The 18723-nt window shown below is 61.6% G+C and carries 18 protein-coding genes and 1 pseudogene; 10 read left to right on the top strand and 9 right to left on the bottom strand.

Features of this window, described 5'->3' with window-relative positions:
• Positions 1-653: 653 nt before the first annotated feature.
• From cueR to FA702_RS10400, 5 genes and pseudogenes are all read right to left on the bottom strand, one after another.
• A complete protein-coding gene (gene cueR / locus FA702_RS10420; protein WP_136956088.1) occupies positions 654-1106 on the bottom strand; it encodes a Cu(I)-responsive transcriptional regulator in 453 nt (150 codons plus the stop codon).
• Positions 1103-3631, bottom strand: coding sequence for a heavy metal translocating P-type ATPase (locus FA702_RS10415; RefSeq protein WP_136956087.1), 2529 nt, complete (start codon positions 3629-3631; stop codon positions 1103-1105). Before FA702_RS10415 ends, cueR begins: the two co-directional genes overlap by 4 nt.
• A 249-nt stretch (positions 3632-3880) precedes the next feature.
• Positions 3881-4315, bottom strand: a complete 435-nt coding sequence (locus FA702_RS10410) for a hypothetical protein (RefSeq protein ID WP_255504521.1) — start codon at positions 4313-4315, stop codon at positions 3881-3883.
• Between the two features lie 131 nt (positions 4316-4446).
• A pseudogene (locus FA702_RS23540) lies at positions 4447-4899 on the bottom strand (EamA family transporter); the annotation flags it as partial.
• On the bottom strand, positions 4890-6569 hold the full coding sequence (locus FA702_RS10400; protein ID WP_136956084.1) for a tetratricopeptide repeat protein: 1680 nt from the start codon (positions 6567-6569) through the stop codon (positions 4890-4892). The gene FA702_RS10400 and the pseudogene FA702_RS23540, both read right to left, overlap by 10 nt.
• Positions 6570-6681: 112 nt before the next feature.
• On the opposite strand from FA702_RS10400, the gene FA702_RS10395 reads away from it, so the two are divergent.
• The 8 genes from FA702_RS10395 (at position 6682) to FA702_RS10365 (ending at position 13074) form a co-directional block, all read left to right on the top strand.
• Positions 6682-6945, top strand: a complete 264-nt coding sequence (locus tag FA702_RS10395) for a heavy-metal-associated domain-containing protein (protein ID WP_255504520.1) — start codon at positions 6682-6684, stop codon at positions 6943-6945.
• A gap of 22 nt (positions 6946-6967) precedes the next feature.
• Positions 6968-7105 (top strand): hypothetical protein, encoded by a 138-nt coding sequence (locus FA702_RS22785; RefSeq protein ID WP_168196048.1) that lies wholly within the window; start codon positions 6968-6970, stop codon positions 7103-7105.
• A gap of 306 nt (positions 7106-7411) precedes the next feature.
• Positions 7412-7795, top strand: a complete 384-nt coding sequence (copC, locus tag FA702_RS10390; protein WP_136956083.1) for a copper homeostasis periplasmic binding protein CopC — start codon at positions 7412-7414, stop codon at positions 7793-7795.
• 4 nt (positions 7796-7799) lie between these two features.
• Positions 7800-8699, top strand: a complete 900-nt coding sequence (gene copD / locus FA702_RS10385) for a copper homeostasis membrane protein CopD (RefSeq protein ID WP_255504519.1) — start codon at positions 7800-7802, stop codon at positions 8697-8699.
• A gap of 116 nt (positions 8700-8815) precedes the next feature.
• Positions 8816-10660 (top strand): copper resistance system multicopper oxidase, encoded by a 1845-nt coding sequence (locus FA702_RS10380; protein WP_136956082.1) that lies wholly within the window; start codon positions 8816-8818, stop codon positions 10658-10660.
• Complete coding sequence (locus FA702_RS10375; protein WP_136956081.1) at positions 10657-11763, top strand: copper resistance protein B; 1107 nt, start codon at positions 10657-10659, stop codon at positions 11761-11763. The genes FA702_RS10380 and FA702_RS10375 overlap by 4 nt, the downstream gene beginning before the upstream one ends.
• A 25-nt stretch (positions 11764-11788) precedes the next feature.
• On the top strand, positions 11789-12553 hold the full coding sequence (locus FA702_RS10370) for a glutaredoxin family protein (protein ID WP_168196047.1): 765 nt from the start codon (positions 11789-11791) through the stop codon (positions 12551-12553).
• A gap of 32 nt (positions 12554-12585) precedes the next feature.
• The gene (locus tag FA702_RS10365) at positions 12586-13074 is read left to right on the top strand and encodes a DUF305 domain-containing protein (RefSeq protein ID WP_136956080.1); all 489 of its coding nucleotides are present in this window, start codon (positions 12586-12588) and stop codon (positions 13072-13074) included.
• Between the two features lie 66 nt (positions 13075-13140).
• Here FA702_RS10365 and FA702_RS10360 read toward each other — a convergent pair whose 3' ends face one another.
• Positions 13141-13473, bottom strand: a complete 333-nt coding sequence (locus FA702_RS10360; protein WP_136956079.1) for a four-helix bundle copper-binding protein — start codon at positions 13471-13473, stop codon at positions 13141-13143.
• Positions 13474-13667: 194 nt separating this feature from the next.
• Between FA702_RS10360 and FA702_RS10355 the strand changes: the two genes are divergently transcribed.
• Together FA702_RS10355 and FA702_RS10350 are read left to right on the top strand one after the other, a co-directional pair.
• Positions 13668-14099 carry a heavy metal-responsive transcriptional regulator gene (locus tag FA702_RS10355; RefSeq protein ID WP_136956078.1) on the top strand — a complete coding sequence of 144 codons (432 nt, stop codon included), beginning with the start codon at positions 13668-13670 and terminating at the stop codon, positions 14097-14099.
• A gap of 42 nt (positions 14100-14141) precedes the next feature.
• Positions 14142-14498, top strand: a complete 357-nt coding sequence (locus FA702_RS10350) for a hypothetical protein (RefSeq protein WP_136956077.1) — start codon at positions 14142-14144, stop codon at positions 14496-14498.
• 353 nt (positions 14499-14851) lie between these two features.
• Here FA702_RS10350 and FA702_RS10345 read toward each other — a convergent pair whose 3' ends face one another.
• The 3 genes from FA702_RS10345 to FA702_RS10335 form a co-directional block, all read right to left on the bottom strand.
• Entirely contained in the window at positions 14852-15202 is a 351-nt protein-coding gene (locus FA702_RS10345) for a metalloregulator ArsR/SmtB family transcription factor (RefSeq protein WP_136957350.1), read from the bottom strand.
• An 86-nt stretch (positions 15203-15288) separates the two neighbouring features.
• A complete protein-coding gene (locus tag FA702_RS10340) occupies positions 15289-16479 on the bottom strand; it encodes an MFS transporter (RefSeq protein WP_136956076.1) in 1191 nt (396 codons plus the stop codon).
• Between the two features lie 12 nt (positions 16480-16491).
• Positions 16492-17517 carry a cation diffusion facilitator family transporter gene (locus tag FA702_RS10335; RefSeq protein WP_136956075.1) on the bottom strand — a complete coding sequence of 342 codons (1026 nt, stop codon included), beginning with the start codon at positions 17515-17517 and terminating at the stop codon, positions 16492-16494.
• Between the last annotated feature and the right edge of the window lie 1206 nt (positions 17518-18723).

The raw sequence follows: 18723 nt of genomic DNA, 5'->3' as shown, positions 1-18723 counted from the left end.
ACGTCTTCTGCATTCATTCCGCGGCGTCTGATTGATTCATGTTCGCTTTGCGGCTTCCAACGATGGTAAGGTCAAGGCTTGATCGCCATTCATATGAAAATATGTTCATGTGTGAGGGGTGGGGCGGCTTTTTCGGGATTCATCCCTTCGCAAGGCATCGCGCCGCGCGCCGATCGCTTACGGTTGAATTGGTAGCCCAAAACGAGTGCCGTCGACGTTCCAGCGGGATCGGTGCCGCATCACGGGCAACACCGATGGGATAATTCATTTAGGGGCAATCTAGAGCGACCTGGTCCGATCGACGTAAGACGTGGCAAATCTTCGCAATGGAAGAGACGGATCTGGTTAGTCCGTCCTGCGCCGTGTAGGAGGTTCCTGCCTGCTAACGAGCAATATGCCCGAAAATATCTTGATTATGCCGTGCCCGAGGCTGAGATTGAGCGTCTTCGTGGCGCAAGAGGACGAACGAATATCTTACGCAAGATGCAAATCCAAATGGATGCCGGTCTCGGGAGCGGCGGCAGCGCCGCCTGCTGCCCGCCCCAAGCCAATAAAGCGAAGTATTGGCATTTCATCTAACTAAGGACGGGATCACACCATCGCTACCCCCGACGGGCGACAGCGATATCTCTGCGAACAGGGCCAGCCCGACCTTAGTGGCGGTGTCTGAGGCGACCTATTCCGGCCGTGGTTAGGCTCGGCACGTCGTGATCGTCGCCGGGTTCTTCCAAATCGGCAAGGATCGGGCAGTCTGGTCGACCGTCGCCGGCGCAACAGTCCACCAATGTTCCCAAGGTCGCGGCCATCTGTTCGAGGTTTGCGATGCGTTGCTGAAGCTGGTCGATATGTGCCTGCGCGATCCGCTTCACGTCAGCACTCTGGCGGGCCTTGTCCCGCCAGAGGCTAAGCAGCTCGTTGATCTCCGCGACCGAGAAGCCGAGATCACGCGCGCGCCGGATAAAGCGCAGCATATGGACGTCCGACGGGGAATAATCGCGGTAGCCGGAATCCCTGCGATCGGCTTTCGGAATGAGGCCAGTCTGCTCATAGTAGCGGATCATTTTGGCAGATACGCCCGATGCCTTGGATGCTTGTCCGATATTCATGATGCTTCTCGTTTCTCAATTGTGCCGGACGATCGGCTTGCCGACTCGGGAGGCCGGAAACCGCGCAGACGCAGAGCGTTGCCCAGCACGAAGATGCTCGATAGCGCCATAGCACCCGCCGCGAATACCGGCGACAACAGGATGCCCGAGGCGGGATAGAGGACGCCCGCCGCGACCGGAATCAATGCAATGTTATAGGCGAAGGCCCAGAACAGGTTTTGCCGGATGTTGCCGATCGTGGCACGCGACAGTGCAATGGCCGTCGCTACCCCGTTTAGATGACCGGACATCAGCACGACGTCGGCCGCTTCGATCGCGATATCCGTGCCGGTGCCGACCGCAAGGCCGACATCGGCCGCCGCCAGGGCGGGGGCGTCATTGATCCCGTCGCCGACGAAGGCTACACGGCCATGCTCGGCCTTGAGCCGATTGATGGCTTCTACCTTTCCATCGGGCAGAACTTCGGCGATCACTTCGTCAATGCCAAGCTGACTGGCAATGGCTTGTGCGGTCATGCGGTTGTCGCCGGTTATCATCGCTACCTTCAGGCCGAGCGCGTGTAGAGCCGCAATCGCAGCAGGCGTCGTTTGCTTGATCGGATCGGCGACGGCGATGATCGCGGCCAAGCGACCGCCAATCGCGGCATAGAGCGGTGACTTGCCTTCCTGACCCAGCCGCTCGGCCGTCGCGGCGAACGCGGCAACGTCAAGGCCAAGTTCACTCATGTATCGGTCGGCGCCGATCTGAATCAGTTGGCCATCCGCCACCGCCTTGACCCCAAAGCCGGTGATGGAGTCAAAGTCCCCGATTGCGGGCAGCGTGATTCCCTCGGCGTTAGCCGCATCGACGATCGCGCGGGCGATCGGATGCTCCGACTTGTCCTCGACGGCGGCGATCAGGCCCAGCACCATCGCTCGGTCGAACCCTTCGGTCACATGAAGGTCGGTGAGTGCGGGCCGTCCATCGGTCAGCGTGCCGGTCTTGTCGACTGCTATGACCCGAGCGTCCTTCAAAAGCTGGAGGGCCTCGCCCTTGCGGAACAAGATGCCCATTTCCGCGCCGCGCCCGGTGCCAACCATGATCGCGGTCGGCGTAGCGAGCCCCATCGCGCAGGGGCAGGCAATGATGAGCACGGCCACGGCGTTGACCAACGCGAAGGTCAAGGCAGGTGACGGGCCAAACCACAGCCAGGCAGCGAAGGTAAGCGCCGCAACGCCGAACACGGCAGGGACGAACCACATCGTCACTTTGTCCACTAGTGCCTGGATCGGAAGCTTGGACCCCTGCGCCTGCTCGACCATGCGGATGATCTGCGCGAGCATGGTCGCACCGCCGACGGCGGTGGCGCGAAAGGCCAACGCGCCTTGCTGGTTGACCGTGCCGCCGACCAGCGTGGCGCCTTTCGCCTTGGCGACAGGGATCGGTTCGCCGGTAATCATCGACTCATCGACATAGCTCTCGCCTTCGATAACCTCGCCATCGACGGGAATGCGCTCGCCGGGGCGCACCTCAATGATATCGCCCGTTACAACCTCATCGATGGATACCTCGGCCAACGCGCCGCCACGGCGAACCCGGGCGGTCTTGGCCTGAAGTCCCACGAGCCGTTTGATCGCTTCGGACGTGCGGCCTTTGGCACGGGCTTCCAGATAGCGGCCGAGCAGGATCAGTGCGACAATAACCGCGGCCGCCTCGTAATAGACGTTCACCGTCCCCGCCGGCAGCAGGCCGGGCGCGAAGGTGGCGACGAGTGAATAGGCGTAAGCAGCAAGCGTCCCGACCGAGACGAGCGAGTTCATGTCCGGCGCAAGACGGCGCAGCGCAGGAATACCCTTCTGATAAAAGCGGATGCCGGGGAATGCGAGCACCAGCGTCGTCAAGACGAACTGGATATACCAGCTTGCCTGCATTCCGATCGTCCGGCCGATCAACTCATGGACGCCGGGAACGACGTGGCTGCCCATTTCCAGCAGAAACACTGGCAGCGCGAGCACAGTCGCTAGAACGAGATCACGCTTCAATTCGCGGCGCTCGGCGTCCTTGCGCTCGCTCGCCTCGTCGTCATTCGACGTGCTTGCCTCAATCGGATGGGCGGTATAGCCGGCCTCCGCTATGGCGGCGACGAGCGACTCAATGTCGGCTGCACCACGCACACTCGCACGCTCGGTTGCCAGGTTGACGGTAGCTTCGGTGACGCCGGGCACAGCCTTGAGAGCCCGTTCAACACGGCCGACACAGGATGCGCAGGTCATCCCCTCCACCGCCAGTTCGATGGCTCCCAACGGCACGCTGTAGCCGGCATCCTCGACGGCCTGCACCAGCGCCGTCCGATCGATGTTGCCGCTTGTGTGAATATCGGCGCGCTCGGTCGCTAGGTTCACGCTCACGGAGCGGACACCCTCAACCTTGCCCAGCGATCGTTCGACGCGTCCCACACACGAGGCGCAGGTCATGCCCTCTATTGGCAGAATGATCGTCGAATCGGCGAGATTAACCGGATTTTCTCGGATTTTGGCGGCTATCATTGCGCGATACCTCACAGGTCACGATAGGAGTTTTCATGAAAGTGAGGCTTCCCATCGTGGGAAGGTCAAGGGCGAAATGACAAACCTTCCAGTAAATGGGAGGGTTTTCGCGCGAGCGTGATTGCGTCGCCTCAGACGTCGAGAACAAGATCGCTGATCGGCACCTCAATGCAGGTGGGGCTGGTCGGTTAGTGGTCAAGCTCAACTTCGGTGAGGTGCAGCACGTGGTAGCTTAGAATGCGCAATAGGCTAGGCAGAAGGGCGTTCTGCAACCCGCTGGCCGCCCCTTATTGTCAGTCCCACGCCGATTGCGCAGATCAAGAGCAGAAATAGTACGAGAGGATTGGGCGCACTTGCCCAGCCCAACATCCACTCCCCGATACGAACCGAAAATGGAACCGCCAGCGACAGGGCTGCGGTAAACAGCGGCCCTTTACGCAGTATGAGTTCGTGCAGCAGGAGGAAAACCGGAGCGGTCAGGACCGTTCCGAGGGCGGCGATTCCAACCAGATCCATCACTGCGATGCCGTCTAACGGAACAAAGAGAATTACCGCGAGCATAAGCATGACCGTGCCAACACCCGTGATGGCAGGAAGCACGCCGAGTGAGGAAAGATCGGACAAGCGCTTCTGGTAGATATAGCCATATAGCGCATAGGCAAAAGTGCCGCCGAACCCGAGCATCCCCCCCCAAGCATGGTCGCACCACCGGGGCTCGAACCGCCTGAGGGCACCTCGCCCTCAGCAAGCACATATCCGATCGCGCCTGACACGGCGAGTAGCGTGCCGACTATCTTGCTGAGCGTGGAAGGTTCGCCAAATGCGATAACCCCGATCGCAAAAGTTATGCTGGGTAACAGGGACGTAATCAGCCCCACGCGTGAGGCTCCTATGAACCCGGTCCCGATCATCGTTCCAGCATAATAGGCGAAAAAGCCCAGGAAGCCGAGAAGGACGACGCTTCGGACCCGGCTTGCGGCAAAGCGCATGTCCCTACGGGAGCGCCGATACAGCAGAGCTACAAGAGTAAGCACGACGAAGCTGCCCCCGGTTCTTCCGGCGGCGACAAGCATGGGGGAAACACGGGTGACAAGATGGCCCGCAAGCAGCCAACTCGCCGCAAGCAGCACGACTAGCGTAATCGAGAAAGCGGCCTCTAGGGGGCTATTGCCGCGGGCCGACGATCGCCGGCCGCTGTCGTAGCGGGAGCGGTCATGGCCGCTCCCGCTTGCATCGGCTTCGGCCTTTTCGCTGCGTCTCAGCAGCATTGCTCGCTGTCTTCGTAGGCGCTCAGCCGGCAGAAGCATGACGCCTCGATCCTAACGTCGGCAGAAGCCACGGCTATGTTACGCTGGAGTTCAATCTCGTTGGCCTCGTCGTGCCTTCCAAGCAGCGTGAGACATTCGTGAAGGCCGTGCAGGCTCCAGACGTTGTTAGGCCGGATGCGCCGGCGCCCGAGCTTACGGGTCAGGCCAAGATCGATGCGGTACTCGACGACAGCTTCTTCCAACCGTCCCTGCTCGATCATGAGCGCGCAATAAGCGTGGCGAACAGGCTGGAGCCAGGCCGGCGGGTCACAGTAAGGAAGGGCGTCTTCCAGCGCGATGGCCTGACGGAGCAGGTCGAACGCCTCTTCGATATTGCCCTTGCGATATTCCAGTTCGCCATCGAGCATCTTCGCAGCGACCTTCTGAACCTCCACCTGACTTACCGGAAGGTTATTCAAGCGCGTTTCCGGCACGTGGGCCGCCGCAGCGATGAACTGTTCGCGGGCTGCTTCGGCTTCCGGAATACGACGCAGCGCGGAGAAAGCGATACCACGAGCATAATGGATCATCGCTGTTGTTGAGCAGCATAGCTTCTGGTCCTCGGGAAGCCCGAGTTCTATGATGTCATTCCAGCGACCGAACCGGATGAGGACATGCGGCACCATTACGCAGGCGCTTTCGCAAAAATTGACCATCGGCGGCACTGAGGTCCGGAGAAACTCCGGCGTAACGACCTGATTCACCCGTTGCGCCATATCCATGGCCTCTCGGAACCGACCGGCCATCATCGCACCATATGTCCCGACCATTAGATTGTGCGCGCGATAATAAGTGTACCAAGCACCAGCTTTCTCACGCGCAAAGTATCTGTCGTCCGCAGCGGCCGCATCGAGATTGGAATCGATGACCTTGCGCCAGTCACCGCAGGCATTGTCGATATGCGTCGACATATGTGCCAGGTGGGAGCCGTCGCGGCCTATTCTTCGCAAGTCGTCGGCGGCCCGCAAGGCCACCTCCGGGTAGGGCGACATTTCCATCAGGTGGATATAGAGGTGGTTGAGGACGGGATGCTTATGGGCGCCGGGTTGATCCAGCGCATCTTCGAGCACCTTGCGGGCTTCAACCGTGCCGTAGCCGACGGGTTCTCCAGTATCCAGATCCCATAGCGCTCGCGGGCTCACACACATGAGCGCGTCAGCAAAAAGCGCTGCCGCATCCATATCGTCCGAGTATTTTTGATAGAATGCCCGCATCGCGTGGGCATAGGCAAGGTTTCGCCCGTGGAACTCCTCCGGGTCTTGCGTGGCCGCCCTGGGATAGCGCGCGATGAGAGCTTCGATCAGATCGCGCTCGAACGGCGAAGCGTTCAACGACGACTCACGCGCCCTCTCCAGAGCCGCGCTGGCAATGCCGATCGCTATCTCCATATCGGCGAGATCAAACATCCGCCACGCCTTGTTGTAGTTCGGACCCCAAGCGAATGCCACGCCCCAATGCGCCATCGCACATTGCGGATCAAATTCGACAGCTTTCTCGAAGCAACGCACAGCTTCCTCGGGGTTGAAGCAGTATGTCCACAATAATCCCCGGTCGAACCATATCTGGGCATCAGATGAGGACGTCGTAACGTTTCGGCGATATTCACCGAGATCATAATAGGCATCTGACATATTGGAACTCCGTCTAGTTTTTAACTCGGGCGGTGCGACGCCTCGCAATTGGACGGGCTCCGCCCTAGGGGTTGCCATCGTTGGAAGGTCAAGCCGTGAAATTTCCGCAAAAATGTTCTTGACCTTCCAACGCTGGGAAGCCGCATCTCCTGCTTTGCAAAAGAAATTAAAGGAGTGTCCGATGCAGTTTCACATTGAGAAGATGACCTGCGGCGGCTGCGTGAAACACGTCACTCAGGCCGTCGCCACAGTCGATCCAAGCGCGAAGGTTGAGGCGGATACGGTTGCTCGCAAGATCACTGTGACGACCACGGCGAGCAGGGACGCCATCACGCAGGCCCTCGCTGCCGATGGCTATGAAGCAACGGCAATTTAAGGACGAACGGAAGGCGCCGGCCATGAACAAGCTCAGCCTGATTTTCATCGCCGGCGCGCTTCTGGCCGCTGGCTGCCTTAGCTGGACTCAATCGCAACTCAGCGAGCCGGCTTCCGGTTCGGGCTCGGAGGCGAACGTCGATCACTCGCAAATGCATTAGACCGCCCGCCCGTAGCTGATGCCCGCGCCGCCTGATCTCAGCCCCTCTGGCCGCAGCCAGATCACCTAGAGAATAACATGAAGCTTAGACCCATATTAGCCGTCCAGCCCCCAGGACGGCGGCAAGGCCGGGAAGAACAAGACAGCCCGGCCACGCAGCGCCTCGGTCTTTGCCCAAGACCGGGGCGCTGCTAATCTTTCGGGCGGCTGATGGCAGGTCTTTGAACTGTTCGTCATCAGTTTTGCGATAATATTCGGCAATGCTGTCCTGCCGCTTTAACTGGGCATGCCAAGCAAGGAGACAATTATGCGCTTCCGTAATTTCGCTCTCGTCATGGCCGCGCTGGGCGTGGCCGTCGCTAGCCCGGCACTGGCGCATCCTAGGCTCGTCGCAGCGACGCCTGCCGCCAATGCCACCGTCTCCCCGACGCGGACGGTGACGCTGATCTTCAGCGAGCGGCTGACCCCTAGGCTCTCCAGTGCAACGCTGGTGATGACCGGGATGCCGGGCATGGCCAACCATCCCGACATGCCGATGCAAGGCGTCACCAGCGCGGTGTCGCGCGACGGCAAAGGGCTGGTGCTGACCAGCGCCAAGCCGATACCGGCCGGCAGCTACCGGATCGATTGGGTGATCGTCGGCGCCGACACGCACCGCATCACGGGCACGCACGCCTTCTCGATTCGCTGAGCAGGTGGAAAGCGCGGCGGCGATCGGGCTGCGGTTTGTCCTCTACGCCGATCTGCTGATCCTGTTCGGGGTCGCGGCCTGGCCTTTCCACGCGCGCCCCGCTGCGCAGCTCGCGCCCCGTCGCGGCGTTGTCATCGCGCTCGCGCTGGTCGGTCTCGTCGTCTCGGCGGCGGCGCTCTGGATGACCGTTGCGGCGATGACGGGAGCTGGGCTGTTGGACCTTGACCGCGGCACGCTCTCATTCGTGCTGCGCGAGACGCCGATCGGAACAGCGTCCGCCGTGCGCGCCGTTGCCTTGCTGCTGGTCGCGACGCTCGTGCTGATGGGCCGCGGACGCCTTGTGGTCGTGGTCTCGGCCGCCGTGGCGGTCGCGACACTGGCCTGGTCCGGCCATGCCGCTGCGACGGAAGGCACGGCGGGCACGCTGCACCGCGCAGCCGACATCGCTCACCTGCTCGCTGCCGGCGTCTGGCTCGGCGCACTCGTCATCCTCGCCGCGTGCGTGTTCCGGCCGCTCCGCCGAGAGCGGGAGCGGGCGATGGCGGTGGCCGCGCTCGGTGGCTTCGCGCGCACGGGCTCGGTCGTGGTGGCAACAATGATCGCGAGCGGCGCGGTCAACCTCGTGTCGATCCTAGGCATCGCCGGCCTGCCAGCCATGCCGCAAACGACCTATGGCCGTTTGCTGCTCGCCAAGCTCGCGCTGTTCGGCGCGATGCTCGGCCTCGCCGCGATCAACCGCTGGCGGCTCACGCCCGCGCTCGCCGCAGCGGGCAGCGATGCTGGCGCATGGCCTGCCGAGCGACGCATCCGGCTGAGCATCATGCTCGAAACGACGGCGGCGATCCTAATCCTCGTACTGGTCGCCTGGCTTGGCACGCTCGACCCGGGCGAATTCTTGCGCTAATCAGAGAGCCGCTACACACATCTCTTTTCGTCCGAGCTGCAATTAAACCTTGACCTTGCCATACTGGGAAGGTTGATAAGTCATGTCTTTCCATCCCTTCGGGTTCGGGAGACGACATGGACTTAGTAATCGACCGCCGTGCCCTATTGCGCGGCACCGCCGCGATCGGTAGCACCGCCGCGCTCACCGCATGGCTTCCCGCTTGGGCGCAATCCGTGTCGCCGGGCATCATTCGCCCGCTGCCCACCGTTTCGGGCGAAAACATCCATTTGCGCATCGCGGAGCAGATGATGACGATCGACGGTCGCGAGAGTCATGCGATCGCGATCAACGGCACCGTGCCCGCACCGCTCATCCGGCTGCGCGAGGGGCAGACCGTGCGCCTTCACGTCGAAAACGCGCTGGACGAGGACAGCTCGATCCACTGGCACGGCCTGATCCTACCGTTCCACATGGACGGCGTGCCGGGCGTTAGCTTCCCCGGCATCAAGCCGCGCTCGACCTTCATTTACGAGTTTCCGGTGATCCAGTCCGGCACCTACTGGTATCACAGCCATTCGGGGTTACAGGAACAGCTCGGCCATTACGGGCCGATCGTCATCGACCCCAGGGGCGAAGATCCGATCGCGTCGGACCGCGAGCATGTGATCGTGCTCTCCGACCATAGTCCAATGCACCCGCACACCATCTTCACGAAGCTCAAGCAGCAGGGCGGCTATTTCAATTATCAGAAGCAGACGTTGGCCGGCCTGCTCTCAGGACGGGATCAATCGCTGGCAGACCGCCTCGCCTGGGGTGCGATGCGCATGGACCCGACCGACGTCTCGGACGTGACCGGGTCGACCTATACCTATCTCGTCAACGGTCACGGCCCGCGCGACAATTGGACCGGGCTGTTCAACCCCGGCGAGCGCGTGCGGCTGCGGTTCGTAAACGCCTCAGCGATGACCACGTTCAACGTGCGCATCCCCGGTCTCAAGCTGACGGTCGTCCAGGCCGACGGCCTGCCCGTGCGCCCCGTCACCGTCGACGAGTTCCAGATGGCCGTCGCCGAGACCTATGACGTCATCGTCCAGCCGACCGACGATCGTGCCTACACGTTGATCGGTGAAACGGTCGATCGCTCCGGCATGGCGCGCGCGACGCTCGCCCCGCGCGAGGGCATGGCGGCCGAAGTGCCGCCACTACGCCAGCGCCCGCTCGCCGACATGAAAGATATGGGCATGGGCGGCATGGACCACAGCGCGATGCCAGTGATGGACCATGGCGCGACCGACCAAGCCGCCCCGGCGGGCGATCCAGCCTGTCCGCCGGAACACGCTGCGATGGGCCATTGCACGCCCGCTGCTGCCGGCGGAGGCATGGATCACGGCGCGATGGGGCACGGGGCCGGTGGGATGAACCACTCGATGCGCGACCTGTCGGTGGCGCCGGAGGTCAAGGATACGCCGACCGTTCAGACGATTTCGCCGATGCCGGTCGACCGCACCGGCGAGCCGGGACAGGGGCTGCGCGATGTCGGCCACAAGGTGCTGGTCTATCGCGACCTGATGGCGGTCGACCGGAACCCAGATGTGCGCGCGCCCGATCGGTCGATGCGCATCCACCTGACCGGCAACATGGAACGCTATATGTGGGCGTTCGACGGCGTGAAGCTCAACGAGGTAAAGGCGCCGATCCCGTTCCTGAAGGACGAACGGGTGCGAATCACGCTCGTCAACGACACGATGATGGGCCACCCGATCCACCTCCACGGCCATTTCTTCGAGCTGGTGACGGGGCATGGCGATCATGCGCCGCGCAAGCATACGGTGCAGGTCCAGCCCGGCGGCACAGTGACGTTCGACTTTACTGCGGATGCTGTCGGCGACTGGGCGTTCCACTGCCACCTGCTCTACCACATGCATGCCGGCATGATGCAGGTCATCACGGTGCGACCGCGCGAAGGAGACGCGGCATGAACGGGTTTGCTCTCCTCACCGCCAGCTCGGCGCTGGCAATTGCCGCCCCCGCCACCGCGCAGCACATGGACCATTCGCCAGCCCAAGGTCAGGTCGTCGCACCGTCTGCACCGCCCTCCGCCGATCCATCTTGCCCGCCGGAACACGCGGCAATGGGCCATTGCGCGCCAACAAAGGGTAGCGCAGCGCCCGCTGGCCATGACATGTCGCAGATGGGCGGCGCAGTGCCTGCCGCAGCGGCGAGCGATCCGTCGTGCCCGCCCGAACATGCCGCGATGGGCCACTGCACACCCAAACCGGCCGCCCCGGCGGACCGATCACAAGACATGGACGTATTGGCGCCGAGCGGCACCGCGCTGCCCGCCGGCAACGCCCCGGCACCGGCGCCGGTGCCAGCCACCTATGCTGATCGCATATGGGGTGCCGACGCGATGGCGCCCGTCCGTTCGGGGCTGATGCGTGAGCATGGCGGCATGTCATACTCCCAGGTCATGCTCAACATCGCCGAAGCTCAGTTCCGCAACGGCCGCGATGGCTACCGCTGGGGCGGCGAGGCATGGTTCGGCGGCGACATCAACCGCTTGACCATCAAGTCCGAAGGCGAAGGCATCTTCCGCGAAGGTGTGGAGTCCGCGGAGGTGCAGGCGCTCTACAGCCGCGCGATCGGTCCCTATTTCAACTTTCAGGCGGGCGTGCGCCAGGACTTCCAGCCCAAGCCACGGCGCACGTATGCGACGGTCGGGTTCGAGGGGCTGGCGCCCTATTGGTTCGAGGTCGAGGGTGCCGTCTTCCTCTCCGACAAAGGCGACGTGCTCGGCCGGCTCGAAGGCTATTACGACCAGCGCATCACCCAGCGTCTAATCCTGCAACCGCGCGTCGAGCTGAACCTGTCCGCGCAGGATATGCCCGCCGAGCGGATTGGCTCGGGCTTGGTCGACGCCGAAGCCGGCCTGCGGCTGCGCTACGAGCTGAAGCGCGAGTTTGCGCCCTATGTCGGCGTCTCGTGGGAGCGCAAGTTCGGCGACACCGCGCGGTTCGCCCGCGCCGACGGCGAGGACACCGGCGGGTTCAGTTTCGTCGCCGGCGTCCGGGTCTGGTTCTGACGGAACAACGCTAAGGAGAGAAACGATGGTCGCAGCCGCCGAACATGCCGAAATCTACCGCATGGTCATGCCCCATCACACGTGCCCCTATGGGCTGAAGGCGCTCGATCTGTTGAAGCGCGAGGGCTACGCGGTCGACGACCATCATCTGACCACGCGCGAGGAAACCGACGCGTTCAAGGCCAAGCACCAGGTCGAGACGACGCCGCAGGTGTTCATCGACGGAAAGCGGGTCGGCGGCTACGACGATCTGCGCCGCTTCTTCGGCAAGACGGTCCGAGACAAGAACGCCGTCACCTATCGTCCCGTCATCGCGCTGTTCGCGATGGCCGCCGCGATGGCGCTGGCGGCGAGCTGGGCGGCCTATGGTGCACTCGCGACCGTCCAAGCGGCAGAATGGTTCATCGCCATCGCTATGTGTCTGCTGGCGCTCCAAAAGCTCAAGGACGTCGACGGGTTCGCGACGATGTTCCTCAACTACGATCTGCTCGCCAAGCGCTGGGTGCGTTACGCCTATATCTATCCGTTCGCGGAAGGGCTGGCGGGCGTGCTGATGGTGGCCGGCGCGCTCATGTGGCTGTCGGTCCCCGTGGCGCTGTTCATCGGCACTGTCGGCGCGGTCTCCGTCTATAAGGCCGTCTATATCGACAAGCGCGAGCTGAAATGCGCCTGCGTCGGCGGCGACAGCAACGTCCCGCTCGGCTTCGTATCGCTGACCGAGAACCTGATGATGGTGGCGATGGCGGTGTGGATGCTGGTCAAGCCGATGGGGGTCGGCCTCGGCCACTAATCGGGACACGACAACGGAGAGAGGATCGCATCATGGCGCAGAGTCATAGCGGGCACGAGTCAAGCCATAGCGGGCATGGCCGCCCCTATCTGATGTTCTGGCTCAACATGGGCCTCGGCCTTGTCGTCATGTACCTGGTCATGTTCTCGATGATCGACGGGTGGCGCGATTTTCGGAACAACCTCAATATGGCCTATATGGCAGTCACGATGTGGGCGCCGATGGGGGTCTTCATGCTCGCGACCATGCCGGGCATGTTCCCTAATCGAAAGATGAACCTGGCACTGTACGCGCTGTTCATCGTGCTGACGGCGGGTTCCTATTGGGCGACGCGGACGCAAACCGCAATCGACGACAGGCAGTTCGTCGCCTCGATGATCCCGCATCATTCCGGCGCAATCCTGATGTGCCGCGAGGCGAATCTTGCCGATCCTGAGCTGGTCGCGCTGTGTGGCGAAATCCGCAAGGCACAGCGCCGCGAAATCGAACAGATGGAACGGGTCGGAGCACGTTTGAGATAATCCTGTGACAGAGAAAAGCCGCCGCCGGTCAACCAGCGGCGGCTTTCCGAATTACGCAGCGGTCGCTCAGGCGCCGATCATGCGGCGGCATTCCTCGGCGCAGCGCCGGCAGGCCGCCGCGCAGTCCTGGCAGTGCTGGTGCTGATGCTTGCCGCACTCGGCTGCGCAGGCGTCGCAGACCGCCGCGCAAAGCTCGCACAGCGCCTTCGCATGGTCGCTGCCGCGTGCCAGGAAACTCGCCGCGAGCCGGCACAGCGCGGCGCAGTCGATCGTCATCTGAATGCAGCGGGCCATCGCGGTGCAGTTGGCCTCTTGCAGACAAGCAGAGGTGCAGTGATCGCAAGCATCGGCGCAGGCGTTGCAGGCGTCGATACAGGATTGATTCGCAGAATGAGACATGAATTACCTCCTCGGATCGATTCGCCGGACCACCCGACGAACATCCGTTCACGGCTGTGCACCTTGGACCATAGTCCAAGGTCAAGGGTCGCATTCGCTATTGGTCGTTATGACGACACAGGCCGCCGATCCTCCGCCTCGTCAAAAAAACAGCTTGACCTTGGACTATGGTCCAAGGTGCAGGGAAGCAGGCCATGACCAACGGCCTTACCATCGGCGCCTTTGCAAAATCTGTCGGCGTGCGAGCCGACACCATCCGCTATTACGAGCGGCATGGCCTGCTCGCCGATCCCGGCCGCACAGCGGCGGGCTATCGCATCTACGATGCGCGTGACGTTGAGCGGGTGCGCTTTATCCGCAAGGGCAAGCATCTTGGCTTCACGCTGAAGGAGATCGGCACGCTGTTGTCGCTGCACAGCTCCGATACCGCGCGCGCCGCAGACGTGCTCGACATAACCCAGCGCAAGATCGCCGAGTTCAAAAGCCAGATCTCTGACCTATCGCAGATCGAGGCGGCGCTACAGCGCCTAGCTGACGAGTGTCCCGTGAATGCGCCGGCGACCGATTGCCCGATTCTCGCACATCTCGCGGCGTTGCCCGAAAGGCAGGGCGAGCGCGAAGATTGACGTTTCTTCGACTTTAAACCGTCCACTGAAAGGGGATAATGCATGAGCCTACGCACCATCGCCGCTGTTGCCCTCCTGTGCGCCGCGCCTCTCGCCGCTCCGCCCGCAATCGCCCAGGGCATCGGCCATACGATCTTCATGCGTGGCCAGATCGTCTCGCTCGACGGGACGCAAGCCGTCCTCTGTATCGGCAAAGCTGATGGCGCAACAGCCGCCCAGGTGCTGGATGTCTATCGAATCAGCCAACGACCCGGCCCCTCGAAGGGAAGCCCCACGTTCACCCGCACCAAAGTCGCCCAGGTTACGATCGACGAGGTTTTCGATGAGCATTTCGCACGTGCGACGGTGACGCAAGGCACAGCCGCGCGTCACGATGTGGTCGAACTTCAGCGCAGGTAGTGATTGTTAGGCATGGGCGGGGTGACGGTGGTTGCTATGGCGATCGTCGGCGTGACGCTGAATTCCTGGACCATTACCATGTCTTGAAAGAGCCGACGCATCTCGGCGTGTTCAACGTGGCACCGCCCGCCGCTCCGCCAGTACCGGTCGAAGAGAAGCCGCCCGGCCAGAAGAGATTCAGCAGGATTAACCCAAGCCGATACCCGACAGGACTGTCATTCCGCCGCCGCATGTCTCGCTACCCAGCGCAAATCCCATGCCGGCTCCAACCGTGAAGGCGGTTGTCGGTCCCGACCAGCCGATCAAGGATACGACTGCGCCGGAAGGCACGCGGCCGATCCACGAACGCGCGATCAGTCGTCGCCGTGATCCTCAACAATATGGCTCGCCATATCGATGAGCATGGTGCTCACATGAGCATCGGCCACTTCATAGAATATCTGCTTGGCTTGCCGTTCGCTTCGGACCAAGCGCGCGCCGCGCAGGAGGCGCAAGTGATGGCTCACCAGCGTTTGAGACAAGTTAAGGCTTTTTGCGATGTCGCCGACCGATCGCGGACTTTGCAAGCAATAAAGCAGGATGCGCAGGCGAGAAGGATCACCCAGCAGCCTGAAGGTTTCAGTCAGGGTCGTTACACCTTGACCAGACAGCCCCAAGGAATGCTCGGGATTGTCGTGATCTACTGGGGCTGCGGTGTCGTTCATCATGGCTCTCGCATACATGAATACATGACGATGTGTACATGCGTAATGTACTGTCCCGCGACCGCGCGATAGCTAGTCTCCAACAATCACTCCTTAGCGTTCGCGGAGCCAGCTTGTCGAAGCAGTAGGGGAACAAGGCCCGCGACGATCACAGGGAAGATCAACCAGTTTATCGCGGCCCAACCGGAGCTGTGCAGGATCGAGCCAGCAAGGAAGGAAACGAGGGCAGTGGTCCCAAAGACCATGAAGTCGTTCGCGCCTTGCGCTTTCGCGCGCTCGGCTGGACTATGGCAATCTGTCACCATTGCGGTCGCACCGATAAAGCTGAAGTTCCAGCCGATCCCGAGCAGGGCTAGCGAGAACCAGAAGTTCGAGAGTTCCAAGCCGCCCAGCGCGACGACGCCCGAGGCAGCGAGCAGAATGAGGCCAATCGCCGTGACTCTCTCTTTGCCGAAGCGCGCCATCAGCCTGCCGGTGAAAAAGCTCGGCGCAAACATCGCAAGCAGGTGCCATTGGATACCAAGCGCGGCGTCGTCCACCGAATGCCCGTTGTTAACCATGGCAACCGGTGCGGCGGTCATGACGAAAGCCATGACGCCGTAGGAAACGACGCCTGTTGCCACCGCCAACATGTACCGCGGCATCAACAATATCTGAAGCAGCGACCGACCGCCGCTTTCAGAATCGCCGCCCGTATCCGCGCGCGGTGCGCGTAGCATGAGGAGGATCGGAATAGCGATCACTGGCAGCAGCGCCTGACTGAGAAAACTGCCGGCATAAGGAGCGCCGCCGAGCGCATCTCGCGTCCAGATGACGAGTTGAGGCCCCACGACAGCACCGGCAAGGCCACCCACCATCACCCACGAAATCGCCTTGGCTTTCCACGCGCCTTCTGCGGCATCCGCGGCCGCGAAACGATAGCTTTGGACGTAGGAGCTATAGAAGCCGGCAGCGAAGGTGCCGGCGCAAAATATCTCAAATGAACGGGAGAAGATCCCGAATGCGGCGATCAAGCCTCCGATAATCCCGATCAGAGCCCCGAATACATAGCCATTTCGCCGCCCCCAACGCCGCATGACGAAGGCGGCAGGTAGCGTTCCGATTGCAAGGCCGAGACCGAACAGGCTGACAGGGAAAGTCACCCATGCGGGATCGGGCGCAAGGTCTTGACCAACCAACCCACCGAGCGACATCACGATGGGCGGGCTGGCGCCGCCCAAGGCTTGCGCGGCCGTAAGGACGGCGACATTCCGGCGGGCATTTGGTTGGTCTGCCATTTTCAATAACCCCTAGTGGGAACAACCCGTTCCTGACGTGCCGTGGCCGTGAGCGGAATGGTCATGCTTCTCGTCGTGTCCATGCCCATTGTCCCGCTTGTTGCCCGGCGCCAGGCTGCACGTTTCGCCTTCCTCGTTCCAGTCGACCGCCACAGTAGCGTGCTCAATCTCGAATTGGTGCTCCAGCTCGCGCTCGACCGCACGCACGACCACGCGGGCCTCAGCGTCGCTCTTGGGACGAATGTGCATCGTCGCCAGCGTGCGGCCCGACGTGATCGACCACACATGGATATGACTGACTGCCGCAACGCCGGGCACCTGCTCCAGAAGATGACGCTCGATCTTCTCCGGTGCAGCACCGTCGGGTGCGCCTTCGAGCAGGATATGAAGCGACTTGGCGGCCAGTTTCCATGCACTACGCAAGACCAGGATGGAGACGACAACCGACAGGATCGGATCGATCGGCGTCCAGCCGGTCAAATAGATCACCACCGCAGCACCTACGGCACCAACCGAACCGAGCAGGTCGCCCATGACGTGCAGCGCCGCACCCTTGATGTTGACGTGCTCGCTATCGCCGCGCGTCAGAATCCAGAATACGAGGATATTGACCAGCAGCCCCGCGACCGCGACGGCGAACATAGGCCCCGCGAGGATCGGCTGCGGCTCCTGAAAGCGTTCCCAAGCTTCATAGACGATCCAGCCTACGATCGCGAACAAAGTGACGGCGTTGACGAAACCCGCAACCACCTCGAACCGCAGATAGCCGAAGGTGCGCTTGGAATCGGCTCCGCGCTGACCAAAACGAAAGGCCGCGTAAGCGAGCGCCAACGCGGCAGCGTCCGTCACCATATGCCCCGCATCCGCCAGCAGGGCGAGCGAACCAGAAAGCAGCCCGCCAACCACTTCGACCACCATGAAGGTGAAGATCAGACCGAACGACAAAAGTACCTTGCGTTCGTTGGCGCTGGTGATGGTCGGCGTATGCGAATGATCGTGATCGTGGCCATGACCATGATCTGCGTGCGAATGGGCCATTACAGAGCTTTCATAGAAAGTGAATGAACACATGAATATGTGTTCATATGATGTTTGTCAACTAGGCAATGTGTGGCGTCGTCTCGTGCGATTGCTCCCATGGCAAGGCAACCAACACGGTGACGCGGTTTCGCGAAGCGTAAGCCCGATTCCTAGCAGGAACCGCCAGCATCGCCTGCGTTCAGATCGCAATCACAAGGCCTGTTGCTCTAGGCGGCCGCTTTGGCCCTAACCTAGTCTGTAGCGCTGGCGGTTTGACGCGGCGGTAAAAGACGATGAACAGCGTCGCGCTGCGGCGCTATAGTAGTACGAACGGCGACACATATTCGTTATGTTTATCCAGCACGGGGCGCCAGTTTTTCAATAGCTTAGGCTGCCTCCAATCGTTCCGTATGGAATGAGTATGGAAAACAAGGGGGCACGATGGCCCGCTGGGGCGGCGCAGCTTCCCGGTTGCGGCATCGCTGATCCGGGCCGGAATGAATCGCGGAGCAGGCTACCGATTTCAGGCAAGGCACCCGTTCGCGGCTTGTGCAGTTCGATACACACCCTACGCGACAAATCGCGGCTGGAAATGGCAGAATAAAGGGCAATTCCCGCGATGGCAGCTTCTCAATCAGATTTGACCGGCCGCCGAATCTTCAATCAAATTCAAGTCAACGGTCATCGAGAACCGCAGAAATGCGCTATTCACAGACGGCACAACGCTTGCGTGACCGCGACCCGGATTTGACTAACTGGGATGCGCAACGGCAGCGAGGAAATTGCGGGTCCTACCGGTCGGCTTCATCACAGCTAAGCGCATTGAGACCGCATTTTGTCAGCCTGCCGATGTTGAAGGGTATTGGTGCAGTTAGAAGTTTCAGTTTGAGCAGTGGCAGCCGGAGTGCTTGCCTCTGCGTCAATCGTGGCAACTTTGAAAGCATTGCAGATGTCCGCCAGCCCCTTCCCCAACCAGTTCCCTTGATCCACCAGCCGAATCGTCCCATTCATCTCGAATGGCAGACAACCATTGGTACTTTCAAAGTCGTGCAGAGAACACGGGCGACAACGGCTGTAGCGCGACGATTACGGAGTCCGGTCGGCGTCAATTATGATGGCCGATAGGTGGCCGCGCCGGTTGGTGAATTCTGGCTACCATTTGCTGTTGCGGGGAGCAACCGTCGAGCGACAATTACGACGCTGGGTAATTGTCGCTGACGCTGG

The organism is Novosphingobium sp. EMRT-2, assembly GCF_005145025.1.
In the GTDB taxonomy this organism is placed as follows: Bacteria; Pseudomonadota; Alphaproteobacteria; order Sphingomonadales; family Sphingomonadaceae; genus Novosphingobium.
Note: the sequence above shows the minus strand (reverse complement) of the source record. Positions and strands in the feature narration are given on the sequence as shown.

Coding starts and splice junctions, on each gene's coding strand:
- FA702_RS22785 (WP_168196048.1), top strand. CDS start 6,968: ATGAACAAGCTCAGCCTGATTTTCATCGCCGGCGCGCTTCTGGCCGCT.
- FA702_RS10380 (WP_136956082.1), top strand. CDS start 8,816: ATGGACTTAGTAATCGACCGCCGTGCCCTATTGCGCGGCACCGCCGCG.
- FA702_RS10370 (WP_168196047.1), top strand. CDS start 11,789: ATGGTCGCAGCCGCCGAACATGCCGAAATCTACCGCATGGTCATGCCC.
- FA702_RS10350 (WP_136956077.1), top strand. CDS start 14,142: ATGAGCCTACGCACCATCGCCGCTGTTGCCCTCCTGTGCGCCGCGCCT.
- FA702_RS10365 (WP_136956080.1), top strand. CDS start 12,586: ATGGCGCAGAGTCATAGCGGGCACGAGTCAAGCCATAGCGGGCATGGC.
- copC (WP_136956083.1), top strand. CDS start 7,412: ATGCGCTTCCGTAATTTCGCTCTCGTCATGGCCGCGCTGGGCGTGGCC.
- FA702_RS10360 (WP_136956079.1), bottom strand. CDS start 13,473: ATGTCTCATTCTGCGAATCAATCCTGTATCGACGCCTGCAACGCCTGC.
- FA702_RS10355 (WP_136956078.1), top strand. CDS start 13,668: ATGACCAACGGCCTTACCATCGGCGCCTTTGCAAAATCTGTCGGCGTG.
- FA702_RS10395 (WP_255504520.1), top strand. CDS start 6,682: ATGTTCTTGACCTTCCAACGCTGGGAAGCCGCATCTCCTGCTTTGCAA.
- FA702_RS10340 (WP_136956076.1), bottom strand. CDS start 16,479: ATGGCAGACCAACCAAATGCCCGCCGGAATGTCGCCGTCCTTACGGCC.
- FA702_RS10335 (WP_136956075.1), bottom strand. CDS start 17,517: ATGGCCCATTCGCACGCAGATCATGGTCATGGCCACGATCACGATCAT.
- FA702_RS10345 (WP_136957350.1), bottom strand. CDS start 15,202: ATGAACGACACCGCAGCCCCAGTAGATCACGACAATCCCGAGCATTCC.
- FA702_RS10415 (WP_136956087.1), bottom strand. CDS start 3,631: ATGATAGCCGCCAAAATCCGAGAAAATCCGGTTAATCTCGCCGATTCG.
- FA702_RS10410 (WP_255504521.1), bottom strand. CDS start 4,315: ATGCTCGGGTTCGGCGGCACTTTTGCCTATGCGCTATATGGCTATATC.
- FA702_RS10400 (WP_136956084.1), bottom strand. CDS start 6,569: ATGTCAGATGCCTATTATGATCTCGGTGAATATCGCCGAAACGTTACG.
- cueR (WP_136956088.1), bottom strand. CDS start 1,106: ATGAATATCGGACAAGCATCCAAGGCATCGGGCGTATCTGCCAAAATG.
- FA702_RS10375 (WP_136956081.1), top strand. CDS start 10,657: ATGAACGGGTTTGCTCTCCTCACCGCCAGCTCGGCGCTGGCAATTGCC.